Origin of the sequence: Pseudomonas sp. B21-015 (genome assembly GCF_024749285.1) — a bacterium.
Classification (GTDB): domain Bacteria; phylum Pseudomonadota; class Gammaproteobacteria; order Pseudomonadales; family Pseudomonadaceae; genus Aquipseudomonas.
Genome location: NZ_CP087196.1, coordinates 6,439,549 through 6,460,276, shown reverse-complemented (window position 1 = coordinate 6,460,276; position 20,728 = coordinate 6,439,549). Strand labels below are relative to the sequence as shown.

30 protein-coding genes and 3 pseudogenes are annotated in these 20,728 nt (G+C 54.0%); 6 read left to right on the top strand and 27 right to left on the bottom strand.

Going from position 1 to position 20,728, the window contains the following annotated elements:
• Positions 1-112: 112 nt before the first annotated feature.
• Together phoR and phoB are read right to left on the bottom strand one after the other, a co-directional pair.
• Positions 113-1,399, bottom strand: a complete 1,287-nt coding sequence (gene phoR, locus LOY38_RS29590; protein WP_258700819.1) for a phosphate regulon sensor histidine kinase PhoR — start codon at positions 1,397-1,399, stop codon at positions 113-115.
• 75 nt (positions 1,400-1,474) lie between these two features.
• A complete protein-coding gene (gene phoB, locus LOY38_RS29585; RefSeq protein WP_007896474.1) occupies positions 1,475-2,164 on the bottom strand; it encodes a phosphate regulon transcriptional regulator PhoB in 690 nt (229 codons plus the stop codon).
• A 153-nt stretch (positions 2,165-2,317) separates the two neighbouring features.
• Here phoB and LOY38_RS29580 point away from each other — a divergent pair, with 153 nt between their 5' ends.
• Positions 2,318-2,695, top strand: a complete 378-nt coding sequence (locus tag LOY38_RS29580) for a hypothetical protein (protein WP_258698239.1) — start codon at positions 2,318-2,320, stop codon at positions 2,693-2,695.
• A gap of 115 nt (positions 2,696-2,810) precedes the next feature.
• On the opposite strand, the gene ubiA is transcribed toward LOY38_RS29580, so the two are convergent.
• The gene (ubiA, locus tag LOY38_RS29575; RefSeq protein ID WP_258698238.1) at positions 2,811-3,701 is read right to left on the bottom strand and encodes a 4-hydroxybenzoate octaprenyltransferase; all 891 of its coding nucleotides are present in this window, start codon (positions 3,699-3,701) and stop codon (positions 2,811-2,813) included.
• The gene (locus LOY38_RS29570) at positions 3,701-4,264 is read right to left on the bottom strand and encodes a chorismate lyase (protein ID WP_258698237.1); all 564 of its coding nucleotides are present in this window, start codon (positions 4,262-4,264) and stop codon (positions 3,701-3,703) included. The genes ubiA and LOY38_RS29570 overlap by 1 nt, the downstream gene beginning before the upstream one ends.
• Positions 4,265-4,463: 199 nt before the next feature.
• Between LOY38_RS29570 and LOY38_RS29565 the strand changes: the two genes are divergently transcribed.
• The 4 genes from LOY38_RS29565 to LOY38_RS29550 all read left to right on the top strand — a co-directional run bounded on the left by LOY38_RS29565 (position 4,464) and on the right by LOY38_RS29550 (position 7,969).
• On the top strand, positions 4,464-4,631 hold the full coding sequence (locus LOY38_RS29565; protein WP_237885215.1) for a rubredoxin: 168 nt from the start codon (positions 4,464-4,466) through the stop codon (positions 4,629-4,631).
• Positions 4,632-4,652: 21 nt separating this feature from the next.
• Complete coding sequence (locus LOY38_RS29560) at positions 4,653-5,801, top strand: NAD(P)/FAD-dependent oxidoreductase (RefSeq protein WP_258698236.1); 1,149 nt, start codon at positions 4,653-4,655, stop codon at positions 5,799-5,801.
• A gap of 192 nt (positions 5,802-5,993) precedes the next feature.
• The gene (locus LOY38_RS29555; protein ID WP_003213368.1) at positions 5,994-6,269 is read left to right on the top strand and encodes an HU family DNA-binding protein; all 276 of its coding nucleotides are present in this window, start codon (positions 5,994-5,996) and stop codon (positions 6,267-6,269) included.
• Positions 6,270-6,694: 425 nt separating this feature from the next.
• Positions 6,695-7,969: a glycoside hydrolase family 68 protein gene (locus tag LOY38_RS29550; RefSeq protein WP_258698235.1), complete on the top strand. Its 1,275-nt coding sequence runs from the start codon at positions 6,695-6,697 to the stop codon at positions 7,967-7,969.
• A 455-nt stretch (positions 7,970-8,424) separates the two neighbouring features.
• Here LOY38_RS29550 and LOY38_RS29545 read toward each other — a convergent pair whose 3' ends face one another.
• The 14 genes and pseudogenes from LOY38_RS29545 to LOY38_RS29485 all read right to left on the bottom strand — a co-directional run bounded on the left by LOY38_RS29545 (position 8,425) and on the right by LOY38_RS29485 (position 16,217).
• Complete coding sequence (locus LOY38_RS29545; RefSeq protein ID WP_258698234.1) at positions 8,425-8,820, bottom strand: DUF6124 family protein; 396 nt, start codon at positions 8,818-8,820, stop codon at positions 8,425-8,427.
• Between the two features lie 611 nt (positions 8,821-9,431).
• Complete coding sequence (locus LOY38_RS29540; RefSeq protein ID WP_258698233.1) at positions 9,432-9,671, bottom strand: hypothetical protein; 240 nt, start codon at positions 9,669-9,671, stop codon at positions 9,432-9,434.
• On the bottom strand, positions 9,619-9,918 hold the full coding sequence (gene comJ / locus LOY38_RS29535; protein ID WP_258700818.1) for a competence protein ComJ: 300 nt from the start codon (positions 9,916-9,918) through the stop codon (positions 9,619-9,621). The genes LOY38_RS29540 and comJ (LOY38_RS29535) overlap by 53 nt, the downstream gene beginning before the upstream one ends.
• Positions 9,919-10,006: 88 nt before the next feature.
• Positions 10,007-10,441: a hypothetical protein gene (locus LOY38_RS29530; protein WP_258698232.1), complete on the bottom strand. Its 435-nt coding sequence runs from the start codon at positions 10,439-10,441 to the stop codon at positions 10,007-10,009.
• Positions 10,442-10,516: 75 nt separating this feature from the next.
• Positions 10,517-10,963, bottom strand: a complete 447-nt coding sequence (locus LOY38_RS29525) for a hypothetical protein (RefSeq protein WP_258698231.1) — start codon at positions 10,961-10,963, stop codon at positions 10,517-10,519.
• 416 nt (positions 10,964-11,379) lie between these two features.
• On the bottom strand, positions 11,380-11,853 hold the full coding sequence (locus LOY38_RS29520) for an SMI1/KNR4 family protein (protein ID WP_258698230.1): 474 nt from the start codon (positions 11,851-11,853) through the stop codon (positions 11,380-11,382).
• 96 nt (positions 11,854-11,949) lie between these two features.
• On the bottom strand, positions 11,950-12,561 hold the full coding sequence (locus LOY38_RS29515; RefSeq protein ID WP_258698229.1) for an imm11 family protein: 612 nt from the start codon (positions 12,559-12,561) through the stop codon (positions 11,950-11,952).
• A 165-nt stretch (positions 12,562-12,726) separates the two neighbouring features.
• Positions 12,727-13,107: a hypothetical protein gene (locus LOY38_RS29510; protein ID WP_258698228.1), complete on the bottom strand. Its 381-nt coding sequence runs from the start codon at positions 13,105-13,107 to the stop codon at positions 12,727-12,729.
• A 22-nt stretch (positions 13,108-13,129) separates the two neighbouring features.
• Positions 13,130-13,501: pseudogene (locus LOY38_RS29505) on the bottom strand (hypothetical protein); the annotation flags it as partial.
• A gap of 96 nt (positions 13,502-13,597) precedes the next feature.
• Positions 13,598-13,879 (bottom strand): hypothetical protein, encoded by a 282-nt coding sequence (locus tag LOY38_RS29500; RefSeq protein WP_258698226.1) that lies wholly within the window; start codon positions 13,877-13,879, stop codon positions 13,598-13,600.
• A 41-nt stretch (positions 13,880-13,920) separates the two neighbouring features.
• The gene (locus tag LOY38_RS29495) at positions 13,921-14,520 is read right to left on the bottom strand and encodes a hypothetical protein (protein WP_258698225.1); all 600 of its coding nucleotides are present in this window, start codon (positions 14,518-14,520) and stop codon (positions 13,921-13,923) included.
• 460 nt (positions 14,521-14,980) lie between these two features.
• The gene (locus LOY38_RS29490; RefSeq protein WP_258698224.1) at positions 14,981-15,571 is read right to left on the bottom strand and encodes a hypothetical protein; all 591 of its coding nucleotides are present in this window, start codon (positions 15,569-15,571) and stop codon (positions 14,981-14,983) included.
• Between the two features lie 211 nt (positions 15,572-15,782).
• A pseudogene (locus LOY38_RS30515) lies at positions 15,783-15,945 on the bottom strand (RHS repeat-associated core domain-containing protein); the annotation flags it as partial.
• 29 nt (positions 15,946-15,974) lie between these two features.
• Positions 15,975-16,217, bottom strand: coding sequence for a hypothetical protein (locus tag LOY38_RS29485; RefSeq protein ID WP_258698223.1), 243 nt, complete (start codon positions 16,215-16,217; stop codon positions 15,975-15,977).
• Positions 16,218-16,256: 39 nt separating this feature from the next.
• On the opposite strand from LOY38_RS29485, the gene LOY38_RS29480 reads away from it, so the two are divergent.
• Positions 16,257-16,445 carry a hypothetical protein gene (locus LOY38_RS29480; protein ID WP_258698222.1) on the top strand — a complete coding sequence of 63 codons (189 nt, stop codon included), beginning with the start codon at positions 16,257-16,259 and terminating at the stop codon, positions 16,443-16,445.
• Here the strand turns inward: LOY38_RS29480 and LOY38_RS29475 are convergent.
• The 9 genes and pseudogenes from LOY38_RS29475 to LOY38_RS29435 all read right to left on the bottom strand — a co-directional run bounded on the left by LOY38_RS29475 (position 16,438) and on the right by LOY38_RS29435 (position 20,655).
• Positions 16,438-16,815 (bottom strand): HNH endonuclease signature motif containing protein, encoded by a 378-nt coding sequence (locus tag LOY38_RS29475; protein WP_258698221.1) that lies wholly within the window; start codon positions 16,813-16,815, stop codon positions 16,438-16,440. The genes LOY38_RS29480 and LOY38_RS29475 overlap by 8 nt on opposite strands.
• A gap of 72 nt (positions 16,816-16,887) precedes the next feature.
• Entirely contained in the window at positions 16,888-17,367 is a 480-nt protein-coding gene (comJ, locus tag LOY38_RS29470; RefSeq protein WP_258698220.1) for a competence protein ComJ, read from the bottom strand.
• Positions 17,368-17,456: 89 nt separating this feature from the next.
• On the bottom strand, positions 17,457-17,744 hold the full coding sequence (locus tag LOY38_RS29465; RefSeq protein ID WP_258698219.1) for a hypothetical protein: 288 nt from the start codon (positions 17,742-17,744) through the stop codon (positions 17,457-17,459).
• Positions 17,745-17,959: 215 nt separating this feature from the next.
• The gene (locus tag LOY38_RS29460; RefSeq protein WP_258698218.1) at positions 17,960-18,385 is read right to left on the bottom strand and encodes an Imm43 family immunity protein; all 426 of its coding nucleotides are present in this window, start codon (positions 18,383-18,385) and stop codon (positions 17,960-17,962) included.
• Positions 18,339-18,572: a hypothetical protein gene (locus tag LOY38_RS29455; protein ID WP_258698217.1), complete on the bottom strand. Its 234-nt coding sequence runs from the start codon at positions 18,570-18,572 to the stop codon at positions 18,339-18,341. Before LOY38_RS29455 ends, LOY38_RS29460 begins: the two co-directional genes overlap by 47 nt.
• Positions 18,573-18,680: 108 nt before the next feature.
• Positions 18,681-19,403 (bottom strand): annotated as a pseudogene (locus LOY38_RS29450) (PAAR domain-containing protein); the annotation flags it as partial.
• An 87-nt stretch (positions 19,404-19,490) separates the two neighbouring features.
• Complete coding sequence (locus LOY38_RS29445) at positions 19,491-19,769, bottom strand: hypothetical protein (protein ID WP_258698216.1); 279 nt, start codon at positions 19,767-19,769, stop codon at positions 19,491-19,493.
• A 1-nt stretch (position 19,770) separates the two neighbouring features.
• Positions 19,771-20,055 (bottom strand): RES family NAD+ phosphorylase, encoded by a 285-nt coding sequence (locus tag LOY38_RS29440; RefSeq protein WP_258698215.1) that lies wholly within the window; start codon positions 20,053-20,055, stop codon positions 19,771-19,773.
• Positions 20,056-20,235: 180 nt separating this feature from the next.
• On the bottom strand, positions 20,236-20,655 hold the full coding sequence (locus LOY38_RS29435; protein ID WP_258698214.1) for a hypothetical protein: 420 nt from the start codon (positions 20,653-20,655) through the stop codon (positions 20,236-20,238).
• Positions 20,656-20,728: the final 73 nt, after the last annotated feature.

Below are 20,728 nucleotides of genomic sequence, written 5' to 3'. Positions count from 1 at the left end.
GCAGGTTCCGTGTATTCGAAAGGAAAGAAAAAAGTGCGCCTGAAGGGCAGGCACAAGTCAGCCAATGTAGCGGCTGACCGGATGATTGACTAGTGGCGAGTGCTGGCCGGTATCAGTCGGCGGCGCTGATGACGCGGGATTTGGTGACCTGGGCCGGCGCAAAATGACAGGTAAACGTGCTGCCGTGCCCCGGCACACTGCTGATTTCCATGCGTGCCCGGTGGCGCAGCAACACGTGTTTGACGATGGCCAGCCCCAGCCCGGTGCCGCCGGTGTTGGAGTTGCGGCTGGAGTCGACGCGGTAGAAGCGTTCCGTCAGGCGCGGCAAGTGTTTGCTGTCGATGCCGATCCCCGAATCCTGCACGCTCAGGTGTGCGCCTTGATCGTCGCCCCACCAGCGAATGCGGATATTGCCTTCGGCGGGGGTGTATTTCACTGCGTTGAACACCAGGTTGGAAAACGCGCTGCGTAGTTCGGCTTCACTGCCCTTGAGCAGAATTGTCGGGTCGGCTTCCAGGGTGATGCGCTGATTGCGTTGACCGGACAGCTGCTGAGCGTCGCTCTTGATCGATTGCAACAGGCTGTCGATGGACACTGGCTGGTTGTCCGACGGGTAATCGGTGGCTTCCAGTTTGGCCAGCAGCAGCAAATCGTTGAGCAAGGTCTGCATGCGCCCGCCTTGCTGCTGCATCTGCTGCAGGGCACGGCTCCAGCGCGGGTTCACTTCCTCGACATTGTCGAGCAGAGTTTCCAGGTAGCCGCAGATCACCGTCAGCGGCGTGCGCAGCTCGTGGGACACGTTGGCGATGAAGTCTTTGCGCATCTGTTCCAGCTGATGAATTCGCGTCACGTCGCGCACCAGCATCAAATGTTCGTTGTTGCCATAGCGGGTGATGTACAGCTGAATGCGCAGGCGATCATTGATCGGCGAAGGAATTTCCAACGGCTCGGCGTAGCTGTTCTGCTCGAAGTATTCCTTGAAGCGCGGATGACGCACCAGGTTGGTCACGGGCTGGCCGCTGTCTTGAGGGGTCTTGAGGCCCAGCAGGGTTTCGGCAGCGCGATTCCACCATTCCAGGTTGCCGTCGCTGTCGAGCATGATCACCGCGTCTTTCAGCGCGGCGGTGGATTCCTGGACCCGGTCGATCACCGCTTGCAAGCGCCCGCGTACCCGTTGGTCACGGCGTTGCAGGTGGTAAATGCTGTCGAATACTTCACCCCACAGGCCGTAGCCGTCGGGCGGTGCTTCATCGGGTTGGTGCAGGCGCAGCCATTCGTGCAGACGCAGCAGTTGCTTGAGGGTCCAGGCCAGGTAAAGGCCCAGGCCCACGGCGAGGCTCCAGCCGTAATAGCCGGAAATCAGGCCGATCACCAGGCAGGCGGTGACCAGCAACAGCATGTGGCGAATCAGGGTGCCATGCCAGTTTTGGTTCACGAAAAATATGCATCCTTGTCAGCAAGTCTGGCGGTCGGCTCAGGCCTTGGTGGAGAACCGGTAGCCGGTGCCGCGCACGGTTTGTACCAGGTTTTCGTAAGCATCGCCGAGGGCTTTGCGCAGGCGACGGATGTGCACGTCGACGGTGCGCTCTTCAACGTAGACATTGCCGCCCCAGACCTGATCCAGCAATTGGCCACGGGTGTACGCGCGCTCCTGGTGGGTCATGAAAAACTGCAACAGACGGTACTCGGTCGGGCCCATCTCGGCGGGTTTGCCGTCAATGGTCACGCGGTGGCTGATCGGGTCCAGCAACAGGCCGCCGACTTCGATCGGCGCTTCGCCATCGGTCGGGCCAGCGCGTCGCAGCACGGCTTTGAGGCGCGCAACCAGCTCACGGGGGGAAAACGGTTTGGTGATGTAGTCGTCAGCGCCGACTTCCAGGCCCTGGATCTTGTTGTCCTCTTCGCCCTTGGCGGTAAGCATGATGATCGGGATATCACCGGTCAGTTCATCGCGCTTGAGGCGGCGGGCCAGCTCGATGCCGGAGGTGCCGGGCAGCATCCAGTCGAGCAAAATCAGGTCCGGTTTACGGTCGACGATAATGGCATGGGCCTGCTGCGAGTTCTCCGCCTCCAGGCAGTCGTAGCCGGCCATCTCCAACGCAACAGCGATCATTTCGCGAATGGGCGCTTCGTCGTCGACGATCAGAATGCTCCTGCCAACCATGCCTTAATCCTCTTGTCATTTAACTGTCTTGCGCCGCATTAGATAACGGAATTATTGCAGTCGTGTGACAGTATTTTAGCCGCCCTGCGATTGTCGCGATCCTGAACTAAGCTCTCAAGTCCGAATCCTGACAACCACAAGAGGAAGGTTTCCATGAATCACATTGCTCAATCCTGGAAGGCCCTGCTGGTCACGGCTGCGCTAACGTTGCCGTCCGTGGCCTTTGCCGCCGAACCGGCCATGATGAAAGACGGCGTGATGGTCGACCACAAGGGTATGACCGTTTACACGTTCGACAAGGACACTGGCGGTAAGTCGATGTGTAATGCCGATTGCGCCAAGATGTGGCCACCGATGATGGCTCCAGCGGGTGCCAAGGCCGAAGGTGAATGGACGATCATCAAGCGTGATGACGGCATGATGCAGTGGGCTTATGACGGCAAGCCGATGTACACCTACAAAATGGACATGAAGCCTGGCGATAAGAACGGCGAAGGTTACAAAGATATGTGGCACATGCCGAAGCACTGACCCGTGTAATCCGCTCCTCGGACTTGGTCACGGGGAGCCTGTAGCAGCTGGCGAAGCCTGCGTTCGGCTGCGCAGCCGAACGCAGCCTGCGGCAGCTGCTATAGTTCAATCGCAGTCAGCGCAACGCGTAATCCAGCACAATCCCCACGAAAATCGCCAACCCCGCCCAATGGTTATGCAAAAACGCCTGGAAGCAGCGCATCCGGTCCTTGCTGCGGGTGTACCAGAACTCCCACGCAAAACAGCCCGCCGCCACCAGCAACCCAAGGTGGAACCAGCCGCCGAGATGGAATTTCGAACCCGCCAGCAGCAGGCAACCCAACGCCAGGCCTTGCAGGGTCACGATGATCGCCCTGTCGGCATCGCCAAACAGAATCGCGGTGGATTTCACCCCGATTTTCAAGTCGTCGTCGCGATCAGTCATCGCGTAATAGGTGTCGTAGCCAACCGTCCACAACAAATTGGCGATCCACAGCAACCACGCTGAGGCTGGAAGCTCACCGGTCTCGGCAGTGAACGCCATTGGCATACCCCAGGAGAACGCCGCGCCCAACACCACTTGCGGGTAATAGGTGTAGCGCTTCATGAACGGGTAAGTGAAAGCCAAGGCCAAACCACCCAGCGACAGCCAGACAGTCGCCGCGTTGGTGCACAGCACCAGCAAGAAACTCACGCCCATCAGCACCGCGAAGAACACCAGGGCTTCTTTTGAACTGATCTTGCCGCTCACCAGTGGCCGTTGCTCGGTGCGTTTTACATGGCCATCGACCTTGCGGTCCGCCCAATCGTTGATCACGCAACCGCCAGCACGGGTCAGCACCACGCCGAGCACGAAAATCACAATATTGGCCAATGACGGCGAACCTTCACCGGCAATCCACAATGCCCACAACGTCGGCCATAGCAGCAGATAAATGCCGATCGGCTTGTCCATGCGGGTCAGCTGAATGAAATCCCAGGCCCGTGGATTCAAGCGGTTCAGGGACTTGAGCAGGCTCTGGTACATCAGCAGTTCTCCGGATGGGCGCGGGTGGCGTGCCACAAGGTCGGCAGGAAGATCTCGGCCACCAGCACGCTTAACGCGCCACGGTCGAAACGCGAGCGCCGGCCCCACAGTTCAGGCGCCTGAGCCTCCACCGGCAACCATGCTTGAGGATAGTGACAAACCTCGATGGCCCGGCGCTGAAACGCCTGATCGCAAAACAGCAATTCACCCAGGGAGCGGCTGCCCAGCTCGTCCATATGCAAGCCGTCGCCTTGCAACGCGCTACGCGCCGCCACGCTGCGGGCGAATACCCAGGCGTCGCCGTTACCGCGCAAATACACCTCGCGCACCCAGCCTTCGCTGCCCTCGGCCAGCTCCAGTGCGGCACATTCGTCGGCGCGCAGCGGTTGCCAGCCTTCGAACAGCGGCGTGACGCTGAAACCGTCATTCGACAGGCGGATCAAGCGCCGGGTCAGCGACCCTTCATCGAACAGCCAATCGAGCGTAGACGTGTCGGGGAGGGGCGTCAGTTGGCTTTGTGGAAGCCAGAGCGGCGTCGGGGAGGGGGCTTTTGAGTGCGGCACAGTGAGTCATTATTGGCAGCAAATGAGGCGGCGAGCTTACCATGTCAGACGGCGATTTTGATTGATCCGGCCTGCCGTTGCGCCGAACAGGCTTGCATCTGCCGGCCCCGATCAGTACAAAACGCCCTGAGCCGGACGGCAGCGCTTCACTCATCGACCGTTCGCGCCGGCAAAAGCCTGAATCTGAGGAAGTACCTGAATGAAAAAGTGGCAATGTGTGGTCTGCGGCCTGATCTATAACGAAGCCGACGGTTGGCCCGATGAAGGCATTGCGCCGGGTACGCTGTGGCAGGACGTGCCGGAAGACTGGCTGTGCCCGGACTGCGGCGTGGGCAAAATGGATTTCGAAATGATTGAAATCAACTAAGAATCAAAGGAGCAACAAGGAATGAACGCACCTGTCGTGATCGTCGGCACTGGGCTGGCTGGCTACAACCTGGCCCGGGAGTTTCGCAAACTCGATGGCGAAACCCCGCTGCTGTTGATTACCGCAGATGACGGACGCTCCTACTCCAAGCCGATGCTCTCCGCCGGCTTCGGCAAGAATAAAGACGCCGATGGCCTGAGCATGGCCGAACCGGGTGCCATGGCCGAGCAATTGAAGGCTGAAGTGCGCACCCACACGCGCATAAGCGGCATCGACCCAGGCCACAAGCGCCTGTGGATCGGCGAAGAATCGGTGATCTACCGTGACCTGATCCTGGCTTGGGGCGCGGAAACCGTGCGAGTGCCGATCGAAGGTGATGCGGCGGACGCCGTTTTCCCGATCAACGACCTTGAAGACTACGCACGCTTTCGCGCGGCCGCGGCCGGCAAGCGTCGGGTATTGCTGCTGGGCGCCGGTTTGATCGGCTGCGAATTCGCCAACGACCTGATTCTCGGTGGCTACGAGGTGCAACTGGTTGCCCCCTGCGAACAGGTCATGCCGACCTTGCTCCACCCGGCGGCGGCCGCTGCGGTCCAGGCCGGCCTGGAAAGCCTGGGGGCGCGCTTCCACCTCGGGCCGGTGCTCAATCGCTTGCAGCGAGTGGCTGACGGCCTGGAAGCGCATCTGTCCGACGGCCAAGTCATCCCGTGCGATGTAGTGGTGTCGGCCATCGGTCTGCGTCCGCGCATCGACCTGGCCGCTGCTGCCGGTGTGCAGGTCAATCGCGGCGTGGTGGTCGACCGTCAGCTGAAAACCTCTCACGCCAACATCTACGCCCTGGGCGACTGCGCCGAGGTCGATGGGCTGAATCTGTTGTACGTCATGCCCCTCATGAGTTGTGCGAGAGCGCTGGCTCAGACCCTCGTCGGAAACCCTACGACGGTGAGCTATGGCCCGATGCCGATCACCGTGAAAACCCCGATTTGCCCATTGGTGGTTTCGCCGCCGCCACGGGGTGCGGAAGGCGTGTGGACGGTCGAAGGGCAAGGCACGGACATCAAGGTGCTGTGCCGTGACAGCGCCGGCAAATTGCTGGGCTACGCCCTGACAGGCGCGGCGGTGATGGAAAAACTCGCCCTGAACAAAGAGCTTCCGGCCCTGTTGGCCTAAATAGCGGTCGTTCTGTCGGAATCACCCCGTTTTTGCCCCTACAAAGGTCGCGGGGAGACTGGCGCCGCTCCTGCGCGCATGCCATCCTCATTCCCGTCTGCCGCAGAGTAGAGCACCTGCGGCGCCTTGGGCGCTGTTCCAACGAGAACAGCACGGACATAACAACAAAAAACCGTCAAAGGGGCTTCACTAATGCGTAAACCAGAACTCGCCGCTGCAATCGCGGAAAAAGCAGATCTCACCAAAGAACAGGCCAACCGCGTTCTCAACGCCGTTCTCGAAGAAATCACCGGCGCTCTGCATCGCAAGGATAGCGTCACGCTGGTGGGCTTCGGGACCTTCCTGCAACGCCATCGCGGTGCCCGTACCGGCAAGAACCCGCAAACCGGTGAGCCAGTCAAAATCAAGGCCAGCAACACCGTCGCCTTCAAGCCAGGCAAGTCGTTGAAAGACAGCGTTAATCCGTAACACGCACCGACTACCCGCCTGGCGGGTGAGCGAGATCAAAAATGGGCACGCCAACGAGGTTGGGTGCCCATTTTTTTTGGTTCTTCACGGCCTTGTGCTGGGCTTTGCGCAGGATGCGCCGACTCAGTTGACTGATCCACCCAGGCCTGCTTCCGCCCGTTGCATCAATGACGCGCACCCTCGACCGACCAGCGGTTCAAAGCACTTCTTTTGCAAGTAACGTCGCCGAACTGGTCGAGAATAAACTTCTAGAAACCTCGCAAGCTGAAACGTATCAGCTTCAGAAAAATATCAAATTATGCACAAATGCATTTTTTCTTGACCCGCAAGATCGAGTCCCTTAAGGTTAATTTGCTGTATGTATATACAGTATTTTTTTTGATCGAATATTTATTCGAATTCATTCATGGACGAGGTATCACCCTATGAAAAGCAACACTGAAAAATTCGGCAAAACGCCCCATCAATCCAGCCTCTGGACCCGCGCTGATGCGTTGAAAGTCCGTGCGGACGATCCCACCACCACTCAGCCGCTGGTCAGCGCGGATTTCCCGGTATTGAGCAACGAAGTGTTCATCTGGGACACCATGCCGCTGCGCGACTTGGACGGTAACGTGACGTCCGTCGATGGCTGGTCGGTGATCTTCACCCTGACTGCCGATCGTCATCCAAACGACCCGGAGTACATCGACGAGAACGGCAACTACAACGTCATCCGCGACTGGAACGACCGCCACGGTCGGGCAAAGATGTACTACTGGTTTTCTCGTACCGGCAAGGACTGGAAACTCGGTGGCCGTGTGATGGCTGAAGGGGTTTCGCCGACCGCTCGCGAATGGGCCGGTACGCCGATCCTGTTGAACGACCAGGGTGAGGTGGACCTGTATTACACCGCTGTCACCCCGGGCGCGAGCATCGTCAAGGTGCGGGGCCGGGTGGTGACCACCGAACATGGCGTCAGCATGGTCGGCTTCGAGAAGGTCAAGCCGCTGTTCGAGGCCGACGGCAAGATGTACCAGACCGAAGCACAGAACTCCTTTTGGGGCTTCCGTGATCCATGGCCATTCCGCGACCCGAAGGACGGCAAGCTGTATATGCTGTTCGAGGGCAACGTGGCCGGCGAGCGCGGCTCGCACAAGGTGGGCGAAGCGGAAATTGGCGATGTGCCGCCGGGTTATGAGAACGTCGGCAACTCGCGTTTTCAGACTGCCTGTGTCGGCATCGCCGTGGCCCGTGACGCGGACGGCGACGACTGGGAAATGCTACCGCCGCTGCTGACCGCCGTGGGGGTCAACGACCAGACGGAACGCCCGCACTTCGTGTTCCAGGACGGCAAGTACTACCTGTTCACCATCAGCCATACGTTCACCTATGCTGACGGTGTGACCGGGCCGGATGGGGTGTACGGTTTTGTCGCGGATTCGCTGTTCGGCCCTTACGTGCCGTTGAACGGTTCCGGCCTGGTGCTGGGCAACCCGTCCTCTCAGCCGTTCCAGACCTACTCGCACTATGTGATGCCCAACGGCCTGGTGACCTCCTTTATCGACAGCGTACCGACCGACGCAACCGGCACGCAGATTCGTATCGGCGGCACTGAGGCACCGACGGTGGGCATGAAGATAAAAGGGCAGCAGACGTTCGTGGTGGCCGAGTACGACTACGGCTATATCCCGCCGATGCTAGACGTCACGCTCAAATAATAGCGATACAGGGCTTTCAGGCAGCGGGTTTGAGGTCGATGAAAAAACCGTTGTGGATATGATCGAGATATCCCGCCTGATTCACTGCGACGTTGATCGCAAGCCCCATTGAATAATGTGTAGTAACAGCCCTTCGTTACTGGCTGCAAGGATGCAGCCAGTAACGGGTATCTTCCCTCCGCTACCGCCTCCTGTTCGTCAGGCCAGCATTTTGTCTCGCGTTTCCTTCAGATTCGCAGTCACCCGCGACACCCTTGCCTCTGGCTAACACCTCCTCTTGCCGGGTGTGTAAAGGGCTTCTACCTCCAAGTCATCCAACTCACCACCACAGTGAGCCAAACAGCGCCAGTGACGGCGCTATTCGCCATGCCTGGCGCACCAATAAAAAGGTTCTTCACGGTTTTCCGGGAAGAACCATTTTTTATGGGGGGCGGAGTACTTTCTTTCCTGGTGGATCAACTGACTCGGCTTTGTTTCCTGGCGAGAATCGCTGCTATTTCCGGCTCATTCAGGTGATCCAGCGCTCGCTCCACCAACAAATGCACCCCGTCGGCCAGGCGGCTGAGCGACAGGGCTACGGAGCGGCGTGAACCGTCCACGTCGTCGGCGAGGTCGGCGGCGATGGCGCTGATGGACAAGATATCTTCCGAGGCATTGGCGAGGAGGGCTTCAGTGTTGATGCCCGGGCAGACGCTGAAGAGTTGGCCTTTGCGTTTCGGTGGCTTTGGTTCGGCTGGCGGGAAGTGATGGTCGAGGGCGCGTTCGGCGGCGTCGTTGAGTTTTTTTGAATCGGGGCTTTCGTATGGGGAGACCGGATCGGTGTCCGGTGGGTTAGGTGTGACCTTGAACATGACCTTCAATTCCTTGAGTGATGCTGACACCACTTCGCCGACTAAACGAAGGGGTGGCAGCTGTACGCAGGTTAGTCGGACCGGGGAATTGAAGAAGCCGGCGCACCCAAAGGTGCCCTACGCACAGCCACCATCAAAATGCAGGTAGCAAGTACCTGTCTGACGGACGCTTGTACAACTTCAATTACCAGCGGGCGACTAAACCCGACCACTGACGATCAGTGACACGAGTCAAGTTACCGACCGACCCCAAAGCGCACAAGCCGGCGGATTCTGGCGTAGCCGTAGGCAACGACGCAAGGTGTTGTAGCTTTCACGGCGTTACCTACAAGGCTTTTAAACAAGCACTGTCAGGCATTGGCGTGGGATCGATTGGAAAACCATTTTTGATCAGGATTGGGGGGGCTGAATCAGGTTGCCGAGTTCGTCGTAATGGTGGTGCAGGCTGCTGGCCGCACTGTGTTCGGCAGCAACTGACCGAGGGCGTCGTAGATAAAGAAGCGATGGACTCGACTGACCGGATGGCGAGGGAACATGATGAGCGCGAGCTGGAAAAATGAGCACACCGACTGGATCAGGTGCCCATTTTTGTTGGACGCAGAGATGAACGTCTAACAAAGTCCCTCTACCAGTACCTTGTCTTTCTCGCCACCCCAAGGATCGTCCAGCAGGTACTTGGCTAGAACTCTGCTGTCTGATGGGACCAGAGTGGTTTTGTAAGAGATTTCTTCACCCTCGCAAACCTCGAAGTACAACGCATAGTCGCGTTTCTCTAGATCAAGCTCGACCTTGAAGTTTTCAGCAACGGATGCAATTTCCACATGACTGGGATCTGTGACATGAAACGGCACGACGATGCAGCGCTGGGTGCTGGGTGCTGGGTGCTGGGTGCTGGGTGCTGGGGTCGAGGTGGAAGCTGTCTTCCAGTTTCAGGTGCATGTTTGCACCGAAAGCGTCTTCGGGTAGGGGGGCAAACACAACGTAATCGCTATGAATGATCGCACCCTGCTCCAAATTAACCTCGCCCCATTGGCTTGAGGCTTCGTCGAAGGGCCGTGAGCGGAATTGAATCTGGCTGTGGGAGATTAATAGGTCCATAACTTGAGCTGTCTTTTTCATCCATAAACCTCGATCGGTATCCTGCTTGGTTTCTCCGACACGTTGATCCTAGAGTCCCCGGCCTTGCTCAGGCTTTTTTCTCTAAATAGAACTTCAGATATTTTTTTGGTCTTTCTTGAAAGGCTCGCGCCTTACCGAAGCTATAAACATCGTCAAAGTATTTATAAGCCTGTGAATAATCTTCCAGTTCAAAGTAGACCATTCCCAAGTTGATCAACGGACCTGTATCGATATCTGACTCTCGGCCATCCAGGGTCTTTTGTGCCCAGTCTTTAGCGGCCTCGAAGTCACCGTTGTCGAAGTGCAGGTTGAAAAAAGAACCTGTGACCCATGACGACAAAGGTGTCCATTCAAGTTTTGGTTCAGGAAGCAAGTCCCATGCTTTTTGGTACAAGGCCTGGCCTTCATTTTTTTTGTTTTGCTCATCGAGCTCATTGCCCGAGGCCATAATGGCCATTATCTCGTCTGCCAGTTCGGGATTTTCATCGGCTAAGTCTTTCATATGATAACTCTGCATTTATGGTAGGCGTCCTTTTGACACTTTGATCGCTATAAGTGGCGTCAGATTACTAACAGCCTACTCTAGGAATTCTACTGCAGTTTCCCCTTCTAAGGCTTGAACGGCCGTTCGATAAATGACCGTCCAACTATCCTCTGGCGATCTTTTAAGAATATGTTTTGAACCAAACACGTAGATGGTGTCGCCAAGTGAAATTTTTTCTTTTATGTGCTGTGCCGAAGGTGAAATTAAAAATTGATGTAAGAAAACCATGGGTCGGCCCTGATGATACAACCAGGTTGGTCCTCCCACCCATACAGGTTTTTCCTTCAAATACAGGAACTCATTTTCCAGACGTTCTGTTAGCCATTTCTTTTTATTTTTGGGGGCGCCTTGCTTAACGTATTCGTCGTAAAGGCCCCGTGCAAAATCTTCTGCACCTTCGGCCTCCATCGACGCGGATTGCTTTTCTGCAATCTCCATCGCAGCACCCCAGAAAACGTGAAAATCCGTCAACCCGCTCATGTTTTCTCCTGTGAAGCCTGCTTTACCATTGCCCGGTAGTTTTTATAACTTTCACCAAGTCCCGCCCGTATGGCGATTGATGGACCCGAATCAAGACTCAGATATAGAAGTTGCCGCCCTTCGCGATATTGGCTGCCACCTCCAGCACGCCGCCGAGGATGTCGACCATCATTGAGGAGTGGTTGAGTGCATCGTCCAGCCGGGCGGCCCAGAGCGCGTCAGACGTGCGCGGGGTTCATCCGCCGCAAGGGGCTGGATGCGACGCAATCGTTGCGCCGGTTGCGTATTTCGACGCCTTCCATTGCCCCCTTTCTCCCTGTTGATTACGGTACGCGCATCAGCGCAACCTTCAGGCGTTTGATCTGCTTCGGATACTTGAGGCATCGACTGGACGTATGTTATCCACACTGGTTCGCTTACTCCTCGTCTATATCCTCCTCATTAATCAGTCCTTGAACAAATCGGATAAAATTTGAGCAAACATGTTTTTCAGATCGGCTCTGATTCTCTTCAGGGCTCAGATCGCTATCAAAGCTATCAGTCGTGAAATAACTGATGGAGCCCGATTCAAGATTCAGGCAAAAGAAATTGCCGCCCCAGTCGTTCGCGAAAGGTAGGAGGTGCGCAGGAATAACCTGTTTCTTCAGCATGGATTGGTAAGTGGACAGCAGCGAGGGGGAGCCATGGGCAATCGGCTTGAAGGCGGCCACTTCCAGTGGCTCGTCAAAATCTTCGCTGAGCCAATATGTCCGTTCCGGCATACCGCCGTTGTACTTGAGGTAATGGTCTCGAAAAGGGGGCGGTAGTTTCTTTCCGATAGCGGACTCCAGATGGTCCAGATCCACTGGAGTAATGGTTGCTTCGTCATCTGAGAATGTGTTTTCGATCATGACTCATCTCAAGGGGGCGGTATCAGTTTGTAGGGCGACGTTGGCCGCCACTTCCAGCATGCCCCAAAAATGTCGACCATCATGGGGGCCAGAAGCCTAGGCTTGATTTTTATAAGGGACAAACGTGCGGTTGGCGATATAGAAACCCAAGCCTTTGTAGCTTTCGAATTTTTTCTCGATCATAGAATCGGCCAACTGCTGAGAGATCAGCAGGTCTCCCGACTGTGGCTCACGAGCAATCCCGCACATTCCTGCAGCATTGTCCAGGAACCAGGTTTTAGTGAAATACATAATCGATCCATCATCGTCCCGTTCGGCGACAGATTGCCCTTTGTCGATCGCGTTGACGGTATTGATGGCATTCACAATGAAAAAAGTTTCGTCGACCTCTTCCCCGTCTGCAATGACGACAGCAGGCTGAATGAGCTGGATGTCCTGAGCAGATCGATGGGTGAGAAAATCTGCCAGTCGCTCAGTGACTAGTGGAACTCCCCCTAGTAGCCATAGGCAGTCATACGCAAGCAGTTTATTTTTCTTACACGAAAAATAAACCTTTGGCTTGTCCATATTCAATGGGTAGGGTTTTCCCGCCAACAATGACAGGTAGTCAAAGTTGGAGTCGGCGGTTTCATAGGAACCGCTTTCGATGTCATACGAGCCGATCAGCTGTTCGCTGTAGTAAGTAGGGGCTTTCCAACCTAAGATCATGTTTGAATTTCCTAGTCGTAATAGGCACCGGCCGTCCAGCAGGTTGGCGGTGGGGTCGTACTCGAAATGCCTTTGCAAGGCGGCCGGCGTTATCGAGGGCCGTCTAGTGTGTTTGGCATTGTCGCGTAGGTAAGCGACCACTGCGGTAAGGTCCCCGTGCGCTCACTACTCACTGAATACAAAGCTTTCTTGTGCCAGATTATGTTCGGTCCGGTAATTGGTTTCCCATTCAAGGTAGTCTTCGGGAGGTTCTTGGCTGATTCCCTGGGTGGACCAATATTGTTTTCCATAGGCTATCAACATGGCCCAGTGGTACTCCAGTTCGTGGCTCCTTGAAATGACAGCCATGTAGTTACTGACAGGCTTGTTTATTACAGGCGCAGCAGCCATAAGCGAATCGGCTTCCGCTTCGGTCCTGTTGGCATAGTGAACAATAATTCCTCGGATGACTTCGACCCAACTACGCATGTTGAAAATAACCGTTTCAACCAGGTCATCATCATCTTGGAAAACCATCCCATCGACAAAATTATCTCTGTGCATCATGAACAACCTTTAATTTTGAATGCGCGACATGGGACGGGATCGCTCCGGCGGCTCGTGCGGCGGGAATGTTATTGGTGAGGTGAGAATGTGCGCCCTGCACCGTGGGCGGGAAGAGGGCGTTGCTGAAACTCTCGCACCGGTTACTCAAGCCCTTGCCGGCCCCGGTCTTGCTCATGGCGAGGCCGACGATGGTACCGACCACCACGCCGGGCAGGAAGCAACCGAGCCCGCCGGTGACGACGGTGATGCCCATGGCCGCGACCGCTGCAGTTGTCGCCACCACGGTGATCGCAATATTGGCCGCCGCCTCCAGCACGCCGCCAAGAATGTCGGCCATCATCGAGGTGTGGTTGAGTGCGTCGCCCAGCCGGGCGGCCCAGAGCGTGTCAGACATGCAGGGTGTTCATCCGCCGCAAGCGTCTGGCCACCGCGCAATCGTTGCGTTTGTTGCGCAATTCGATGCCTTCCATTGCACTGTTCTCCTTGTTGGTTACGGCATGCGCATCAGCGCGGCTCTAAGGCGTTTGATCAGCTTCGGATCCTTGAGGCAATCGGCCGGCCGTATGCTATCCAGGGCGGGCACTTGTTGTTCGATCCACCACAATCCTTCCTTGAGCCCTCTTTTACCGTAGAGGATGACCGCCATGTCGAGGTTGCCATCCAGTTGTTTCGCCAGGGTGCGGGCGTTGTCGTCGAGATAGTCCTCTTCGAATAACCGCACAAGCACTTGCCAGTCGGCATCGCCGAGGTATTCGTCTTCCAGTTGTTCCATCTTCCGCGCTCACTGGCCGGGTCAGATCCATGACCTGAAGATTAACCATAAAAATAATCAAAAAACCGTTCGAAGTTTTCTTCCCCAAGTAGGGGGCTGACTTCCCTTGTGAGTAATTCTACGAACTTGCTGGAAAGTTCGTCATCATCGTTATAGATCTCAAAAATTTCGAATTCGCCGTGGACAACCTCAATCAATTTGGCAAAAGCAAAAAAGAAATCAGCCAATGAGTCGGCAATTTTGAAAGGCAAAGCCACGTCATAGCTGGCAAATACAGGCGTACCCTCAGTGTCGGTAACGGCGATGACAGGTTTACCGCCTCCGATATCATCCATAAATACTACAAAACTGGCTGGCCAGCGTGGGTTGAGCTGCGACTTGTTTGAATTGCCATCCCATTTGTAGCCCGCTTGGTCATCTTCAATGGTGTTCAGGTCAAAAAAACGTATCGGAGTCAAACCTGTCTCCATCTCTACACCCACAGGCTCGTAGTTGTCATAGAAAAAATCAGTTTCGACAGAGCGCTCAAGCGTTTGCGGCCATGTGGCGTTGACTTGGCCATTCTTTTCGAATTTGCCGTCCAACAGGAATTTCTTATGGATACGGTGCAGCTCTATCAATGCCTTTTGTAACGTGCTCATGTTCATTTTTCGCCCCCCGCAAAACCCCCGAGCAGAACTTTGCTGTCGTCCAGCACGAGATCGATCCAAATGCCATTCAGACGCTTACTCTTCATATATATATTGTTCATTAGTCAGTCCTTGAACAAGCCGGATGAAATTAGAGCAGACATGTTTTTCAGATTGGGCCTGATTCTCTTCAGGGCTAAGATCGCTATCAAAGCTATCAGTCGTGAAATCACTGATGGACCCCGAATCAAGATTCGGGCAAAAGAAGTTGCCGCCCCAGTCGTTCGCGAAAAGTAGGCTTCCTTCCGATAGCGGACTCCAGATGGTCCAGATCCACTGAGGTAATGGCCGCTTCGTCATCTGAGAATGTGTTTTCAATCATCACTAATCCCAAGGGTACTTAATGTGAAATTACGCCGCCAGCACGGCGCCAAGGATGGTCTAGCTCGACATTTTTCAATATCAATGCTGATCAGCAAGATTGCGTGACCGTATGAAAAGTTTTCTTGTTTTCATCAAAAAACAAATAAGCCTGCGAGTTATCATGGCTTAAACCACTAATATCGAGTTGCCCCAAAAAAAACATTGGTTTTCCATCTTGTATAGGCCATTCGGGGTTTTGGAGCCATTTAGGTGGTGTCTTCAGAGAACGAAAATCACTTTTTATTTTTCCCTTTAACCATAGCTGCAGCTCTTTGGTGCTAAGTGATTTTTTGTCTTCAATGAGGCTGGATAGATAATCTGATGGTAGGGACAACCATTTTGGCTGAACTTTCAGCGTTAGGTTAAATAGCTCTTTATATTTTTTTTTGATCTTGTGGGGTATGTTTTTCTTGTTTAGAAAGTCAGATAGAAGAGTTTGGGTGTTATATATGGATTCAAGGTTTTCATAGTTTTGACTGATGGCGTATGTGTATAGGTCTGACTCTGCCACGTAAGCTGGTAAATTTTTCTCGATTCTTAGTAACTCTTCAATTGATGAGTTGGCATAAATTTCCGCTTCGAATTCTTTTGGCGAAATGGATGCTTCGACAAATTGCTTCACAATTTCTATAGCAGTCATTACTTAGCTCCTAGATGTCTGAAATTATCAAGTTCGGCATGTTGTTCTCGTGTGACTTCCCGTAAGTTTCGGGGGTCGTTCACGCCGCCTGAAGTTTTCGAGGCTTCGTGTCGACTCTTCCAATACCTTGATCTCACTACGTCTCATGCAGGAGCTTTGCACCGTTAGCGTCGCCTTTTTCCAGCGTTTTGAACTGGACACAACCCCAACCCCAACCCCATGGGTCCACCCATCGGTTATGTCCATATTGATAGAGGTTTAATCCTCCCATCAACCCAATAGGATCCGACTTTGTAAACCATCCCACATCCGGATCACGTATTGAAAGGCAGCCCAGTCTCCCGGTCCAGGTACTGCCTCTGAAACTTCAGGTCCTACTCTTTTACGACCATCGACTAGTCAATCAGTCTCGTACCAACTCATCGTTTTCATCAGGCGGTTCTTTCTTGACGAGTTCTTCGTAATTTACAGGCTCTGAGCTTAAGGTGGCAGGCAGCCATTTGCCATTGATTTTCTCATAGCTACCTCCTCTGTAAGGATGACGGGCGATAATTTCGGTAATTTCTTTTTGGAAATTACTCTCTTCATACCAAACGCTGCCGCATTCACCGCATCCCCAGAATGGCGGCGAATGGGTGTCAATCAAATCTACCCATCCTGCGCATTGAGTAATAGGGCATCGATAATGTATGTCTTGATTCTGATTCTGAGCACTATCCGCAGTCTTGACGCATTGCGTAGAGGAGCCGCAGCAGGGGCACTCTATCATTATGAAACGTTGACCATTTTCGACCAGGGGCAAGACGAAACTTTGCTGCTGCGCATTCAGTTCAAAGATTTCCTTGCAGACTTGGCACTGTGTACTTTTAATTGAGTCCATATGGATTTTCCCCTTCAGGATACCAATGTAGGGTCTTGCTATTGGTTTTATGGTAGGCCTTGTCCATGGGAACAAGATGGCTTTGACGATTGTTGCCTCCCCTGAAAATCGGCTTTTTATGATGTATATCAAAGCCATCAGTAACCAGGCCTTTCTTCATTCTGTCCGCGCCAGCCTGATCATAGCTTTCGTAGTACAGGCGATTGAGCCAGCAGCCGTCGGGCAGTTGGGTCTGGATCAGGTTGACGAGTTCGTCGTAGTGGGAGGGCAGGGTGCCGGTCGCGCTTTGTTCGGCGAGCAACTGACCGCGGGTGTCATAGGTAAAGACGCGATGGATTCGACTGATCGGATGGCGAGGGAACATGAGCGCGAGCTGGAAAAATGGGCACACCGACTGGATCAGGTGCCCATTTTTGTTGGACGCAGAGATGAACTTCTAACGAAGTCCCCCTACCAGTACCCTGTCTTTCTCGCCGCCCCAAGGATCGTCCAGCAGGTACTTGGCTGGAACTTTGCTGTCTGATGGGACCAGAGTGATTTTGTAAAATATTTCTTCACCCTCACAAACCTCGAAGTACAACGCATAGTCGCGTTTCTCTAGATCAAGCTCGACCTTGAATTTTTCAGCAGCGGATGCAATTTCCACACGACCGGGGTCCGAGACATGAAACGGCACGACGATGCAGCGCTGGGCGGTGGGGTCGAGGTTGAAGCGGTCTTCCAGTTTCAGGTGCACGTTTGCCCCGAAAGCGTCTTCGGGTAGAGGGTCAAACACAACATAGTCGCTATGAATGATCGCACCCTGCTCCAGGTTAACCCTGCCCCACTGGCATGAGATTTCGTCGAAGTCCCGTGAGCGGAATTGAATCTGGCTGTGGGAGATTAATAGGTCCACGGTTTGAGCTATCTTTTTCATCTATAAACCTCGATCGACATCCTGCTCGGTTTCTACGATGCGTCGGCTCTAGAGCCCTCGGCCTTGGTCAGGCTAGCCTTTGCTTGTTTTTAGAAGGGCAAGGAGTTTTTTATTGCTGCGAATTTTTCTAACGCAGCACCTTTATCTCTCAAATAGTCCAAGGCGGCGTCTAAAGTTGAAAATTCTTCGATTTCTTCATTTTCATCATCTTCAAGTAAGTCCATGCGAGATTCGTCGATTGAAAAATAATATGTGTAATAAATATTGTCTTGTTTTTTTATGGCGTACTGGAATAGAAACGCCCCCCTCTCGATCAAGCGACTTTCCTCGTAGCCTCGCCGTTTACCGGTGTTGAGTGCATCTATGAGTTTATTCATGTTCTAACCTGTGATGTCGATACGGACCATTGTGGCCGCCTCGTTATTCGAAAATGTATTCTCGATCATCATTAATCTCAGCTTTAATAGAACCGTCACCGTTCTGATCCACTTTTTCATAGGGGATCAATTCAGTTACCCTTGAGTAAATCGATTGGTTCGGTTTCGGTTAGCTGGATCTTGAAAAGGGTAATCACCTGCATGCTGAGTGGGACCTAGGCTCTATCGATTGAGCCGACCTTCTCCGTATCGACCACTTCTGCACCTACCAGATTTAGTTCTTTAAGTGCAGTGGCGGCGTGAGGCGAAAGAAATACGAATCCAAGTAAAGTAATTTCATCGATACTAAAAAAATCTGTACTGATATTTTCTTTGATTGTCAGGCTGATGATATTTTTGATTTCGCCGCTCGCTCGAAAATTAATCTTCGACAGTGTCTGATCGATCACGTCCACAGGCTCCTTGTCTATTCGTTGCTGGCGCATGAAAAAATATTGGCGCTGTGCGACCGAAACGCCCTTCGGGTTGACGATCTCCAGTTCTGCGATCTCCCATCGGGAAGTCTTGAGGGGCTGGAAGGCTTTCAGGAAGCGCTCACTGACAATATGCCCACTCAAAGGCTGTGCGAAAGTCAAAGTCATAGCGCTTGTCCTTGGTAATCAGCACCAGTTTTTTCGGGAGGGGAGCGAGAGCTTCGTCGGGGCCCGCGTCGTGCCAGTCGGCATCCATCGCATCGTCATAGGCGCCAGGGCTGTACGACTCATGAATAACGCCATCAATGAAGGTGGGGCAGTCTTTGTCTTTCTTGAATGCAAGGGTATAGAACATGAAAGCCTCTTGTCAGCAAAGTCGACCGGTACTGGATTTGGTTCGTATTCTTCCTGAAACAGTCTTCTTGCGAGGGCTGCTTTGTAGTGATGAAACCTGTTGCTGTGCCAGCAACGCCGGGACCGCCAGCCCCACGCCCGGGGTCTTGCCGGTGCGGATCTCGCGCACCACCACCGAACCGCCGCCAATGGTCACGTTGGAGGAGATCAGCCCGGAGCCCACCACCTTGGCGTCGCAGGTGCTGCGCTCGCCGCTGCGCACGGCGGGCTGACCGTTGATGGTGACCTTGTCCGAGCCCTCGGCCATGAACTGCGGCGGCATCGGCGGATGCTTCATGCAGACGAGCAGGTCCAGCGGCTTGGGCACGGCGCCGGGCGCCGGGGTGGCGACAGTAGGGCGCCACATCTGGGAGAAGAAGCTTTCGGCCATGTCCAGGTAAGTGGGCTCGGCTTCCGGCTCGGGTATTTCCAGTTCGGTACCGGCCGGCGCGACATGGGACGGGATCGCCCCGGCGGCGCGGGCAGCAGGGATGTTGTTGGTGAGGGTGTTGGTGGAGCCGGTGAGAATGTTCGCCTGCACCGTGGGCGGAAACAGCGCGTTGCTGAAACTCTCGCACAGGTTACTCAAGCCCTTGTCGACCCCGCTCTTGCTCATGGCGAGGCCCACGATCGTGCCCACCACCAAGCCGAGCACGAAGCAACCCAACCCCCCGGTGACGAAGGTGATCGCGATGTTGGCCGCCACCTCTAGCACGCCGCCAAGAATGTCGGCCATCATCGAGGTATGGTTGAGTGCATCACCCAGTCGGGCGGCCCAGAGCGCGTCAGACATGCGGGATGTTTATCCGACGCAAGCGTCTGACCGCCGCGCAATCGTTGCGCAATTGTATGCCTTCCATTGCACCTTTCTCCTTGTCGGTTACGGCATACTCATCAGCGCCATTCTCAGGCGTTTGATCAGCTTCGGATTCTTGAGGCAATCGGCCGGTCGTTTGTTACCGAGGGCGGGCACTTTCTGTTCGATCCACCACAACCCTTCCTCAAGCCCTCTTTTACCGTTGAGGACGACCGCCATATCGAGGTTGCCATCCAAGGCTTTCGCCAGCATGCAGGCGTCGTCGTCGAGATAGACTTTGTTATACAAATCCACGAAATCCTGCCAATCGGCATCGCCGGTGTATTCGTCTTCCAGTCCCATTCTAAAAACCTGCAAATGATATTAAGTTACTACCGGTCGGGTTTCGCGTCGACGGCGCCCGAATTCCATCATAACCATTGGCTTTCGACCAGACGCCAATCTGATGGGTTTGGGTGCATTTATCGCCGGTAATGCTTTTAAGGGAGGCGCCTAATTGTTTGCGCACATCGGCTCGGGTCAAATCCAGGACGTTGTTGAGCTGCAATTTTTTGCTGACCAGTACCCGTTTGGACAGATCAACCCCCCAGTGATTGACCTCTCCTAGTGCGGTCTTGCGTGAGTTCACGCCATAGGCCTCCCAGTCCCTTGGCGGTCTTACGTTGAATGGTCACATTTTGGATTTTATATTCATTGTAAATAATTTTCAAACTACTCAAGAATAGTGTGGTTAGTGTGAGCCTGGTATTAGGTGGCGTTTATCAGCAGTCTAAAATTTCTAACTAAGTTGAGTTGCTCTGAGTAAACACTAGAAATTATATACCCAGAGTTCATCGAATACGAAGTCAAGTCCAAGATAATCAGCTAAGGACTCGAAATCATCATGTTCTTCGGGCAATGAAAGGCCAATGCCGCTGATTTTATCTATTTGCACGAAGCCGGACCATGCTACTTGCTCTTTGGAGTGCCTAAGAACGTCGGCTACCGTCATTCCAGCCCAAAGCTTATTCTGGTAATTTCCGGTAAAAGATCGATTGCAGGAAATGGAAGAAATAATTCCGTCAGTACCGTGATAGGCTCCGATAAGCCCATCGTCTATTGTGAGTGAGTTAACTTCCTTGTGGATCTTATATCGACCTGAGATACGTGCTTCAATCTTCTCTACATTTTCGCCTATGCATATTCCGCCGATGGACTTTTTTGGCACTATTATCTTGGTGATATCCATTGCTAACTCTACTTTGGTGCATTCATTAAGACGCTGTCTACGAAAACAGGGCTGTTCACAATTTTCTCGTACT

Coding starts and splice junctions, on each gene's coding strand:
- LOY38_RS29550 (WP_258698235.1), top strand. CDS start 6,695: ATGAAAAGCAACACTGAAAAATTCGGCAAAACGCCCCATCAATCCAGC.
- LOY38_RS29465 (WP_258698219.1), bottom strand. CDS start 17,744: ATGAATAAACTCATAGATGCACTCAACACCGGTAAACGGCGAGGCTAC.
- LOY38_RS29555 (WP_003213368.1), top strand. CDS start 5,994: ATGCGTAAACCAGAACTCGCCGCTGCAATCGCGGAAAAAGCAGATCTC.
- ubiA (WP_258698238.1), bottom strand. CDS start 3,701: ATGTACCAGAGCCTGCTCAAGTCCCTGAACCGCTTGAATCCACGGGCC.
- phoB (WP_007896474.1), bottom strand. CDS start 2,164: ATGGTTGGCAGGAGCATTCTGATCGTCGACGACGAAGCGCCCATTCGC.
- LOY38_RS29475 (WP_258698221.1), bottom strand. CDS start 16,815: ATGTTCCCTCGCCATCCGATCAGTCGAATCCATCGCGTCTTTACCTAT.
- LOY38_RS29525 (WP_258698231.1), bottom strand. CDS start 10,963: ATGAGCGGGTTGACGGATTTTCACGTTTTCTGGGGTGCTGCGATGGAG.
- LOY38_RS29495 (WP_258698225.1), bottom strand. CDS start 14,520: ATGAGCACGTTACAAAAGGCATTGATAGAGCTGCACCGTATCCATAAG.
- LOY38_RS29565 (WP_237885215.1), top strand. CDS start 4,464: ATGAAAAAGTGGCAATGTGTGGTCTGCGGCCTGATCTATAACGAAGCC.
- LOY38_RS29460 (WP_258698218.1), bottom strand. CDS start 18,385: ATGACTTTGACTTTCGCACAGCCTTTGAGTGGGCATATTGTCAGTGAG.
- LOY38_RS29510 (WP_258698228.1), bottom strand. CDS start 13,107: ATGATGCACAGAGATAATTTTGTCGATGGGATGGTTTTCCAAGATGAT.
- LOY38_RS29490 (WP_258698224.1), bottom strand. CDS start 15,571: ATGACTGCTATAGAAATTGTGAAGCAATTTGTCGAAGCATCCATTTCG.
- LOY38_RS29530 (WP_258698232.1), bottom strand. CDS start 10,441: ATGAAAGACTTAGCCGATGAAAATCCCGAACTGGCAGACGAGATAATG.
- comJ (WP_258698220.1), bottom strand. CDS start 17,367: ATGAAAAAGATAGCTCAAACCGTGGACCTATTAATCTCCCACAGCCAG.
- LOY38_RS29520 (WP_258698230.1), bottom strand. CDS start 11,853: ATGATCGAAAACACATTCTCAGATGACGAAGCAACCATTACTCCAGTG.
- LOY38_RS29580 (WP_258698239.1), top strand. CDS start 2,318: ATGAATCACATTGCTCAATCCTGGAAGGCCCTGCTGGTCACGGCTGCG.
- LOY38_RS29445 (WP_258698216.1), bottom strand. CDS start 19,769: ATGGGACTGGAAGACGAATACACCGGCGATGCCGATTGGCAGGATTTC.
- LOY38_RS29545 (WP_258698234.1), bottom strand. CDS start 8,820: ATGTTCAAGGTCACACCTAACCCACCGGACACCGATCCGGTCTCCCCA.
- LOY38_RS29480 (WP_258698222.1), top strand. CDS start 16,257: ATGTATGTCTTGATTCTGATTCTGAGCACTATCCGCAGTCTTGACGCA.
- LOY38_RS29435 (WP_258698214.1), bottom strand. CDS start 20,655: ATGGATATCACCAAGATAATAGTGCCAAAAAAGTCCATCGGCGGAATA.
- LOY38_RS29500 (WP_258698226.1), bottom strand. CDS start 13,879: ATGGAACAACTGGAAGACGAATACCTCGGCGATGCCGACTGGCAAGTG.
- phoR (WP_258700819.1), bottom strand. CDS start 1,399: ATGCTGTTGCTGGTCACCGCCTGCCTGGTGATCGGCCTGATTTCCGGC.
- comJ (WP_258700818.1), bottom strand. CDS start 9,918: ATGGACCTATTAATCTCCCACAGCCAGATTCAATTCCGCTCACGGCCC.
- LOY38_RS29455 (WP_258698217.1), bottom strand. CDS start 18,572: ATGTTCTATACCCTTGCATTCAAGAAAGACAAAGACTGCCCCACCTTC.
- LOY38_RS29560 (WP_258698236.1), top strand. CDS start 4,653: ATGAACGCACCTGTCGTGATCGTCGGCACTGGGCTGGCTGGCTACAAC.
- LOY38_RS29515 (WP_258698229.1), bottom strand. CDS start 12,561: ATGATCTTAGGTTGGAAAGCCCCTACTTACTACAGCGAACAGCTGATC.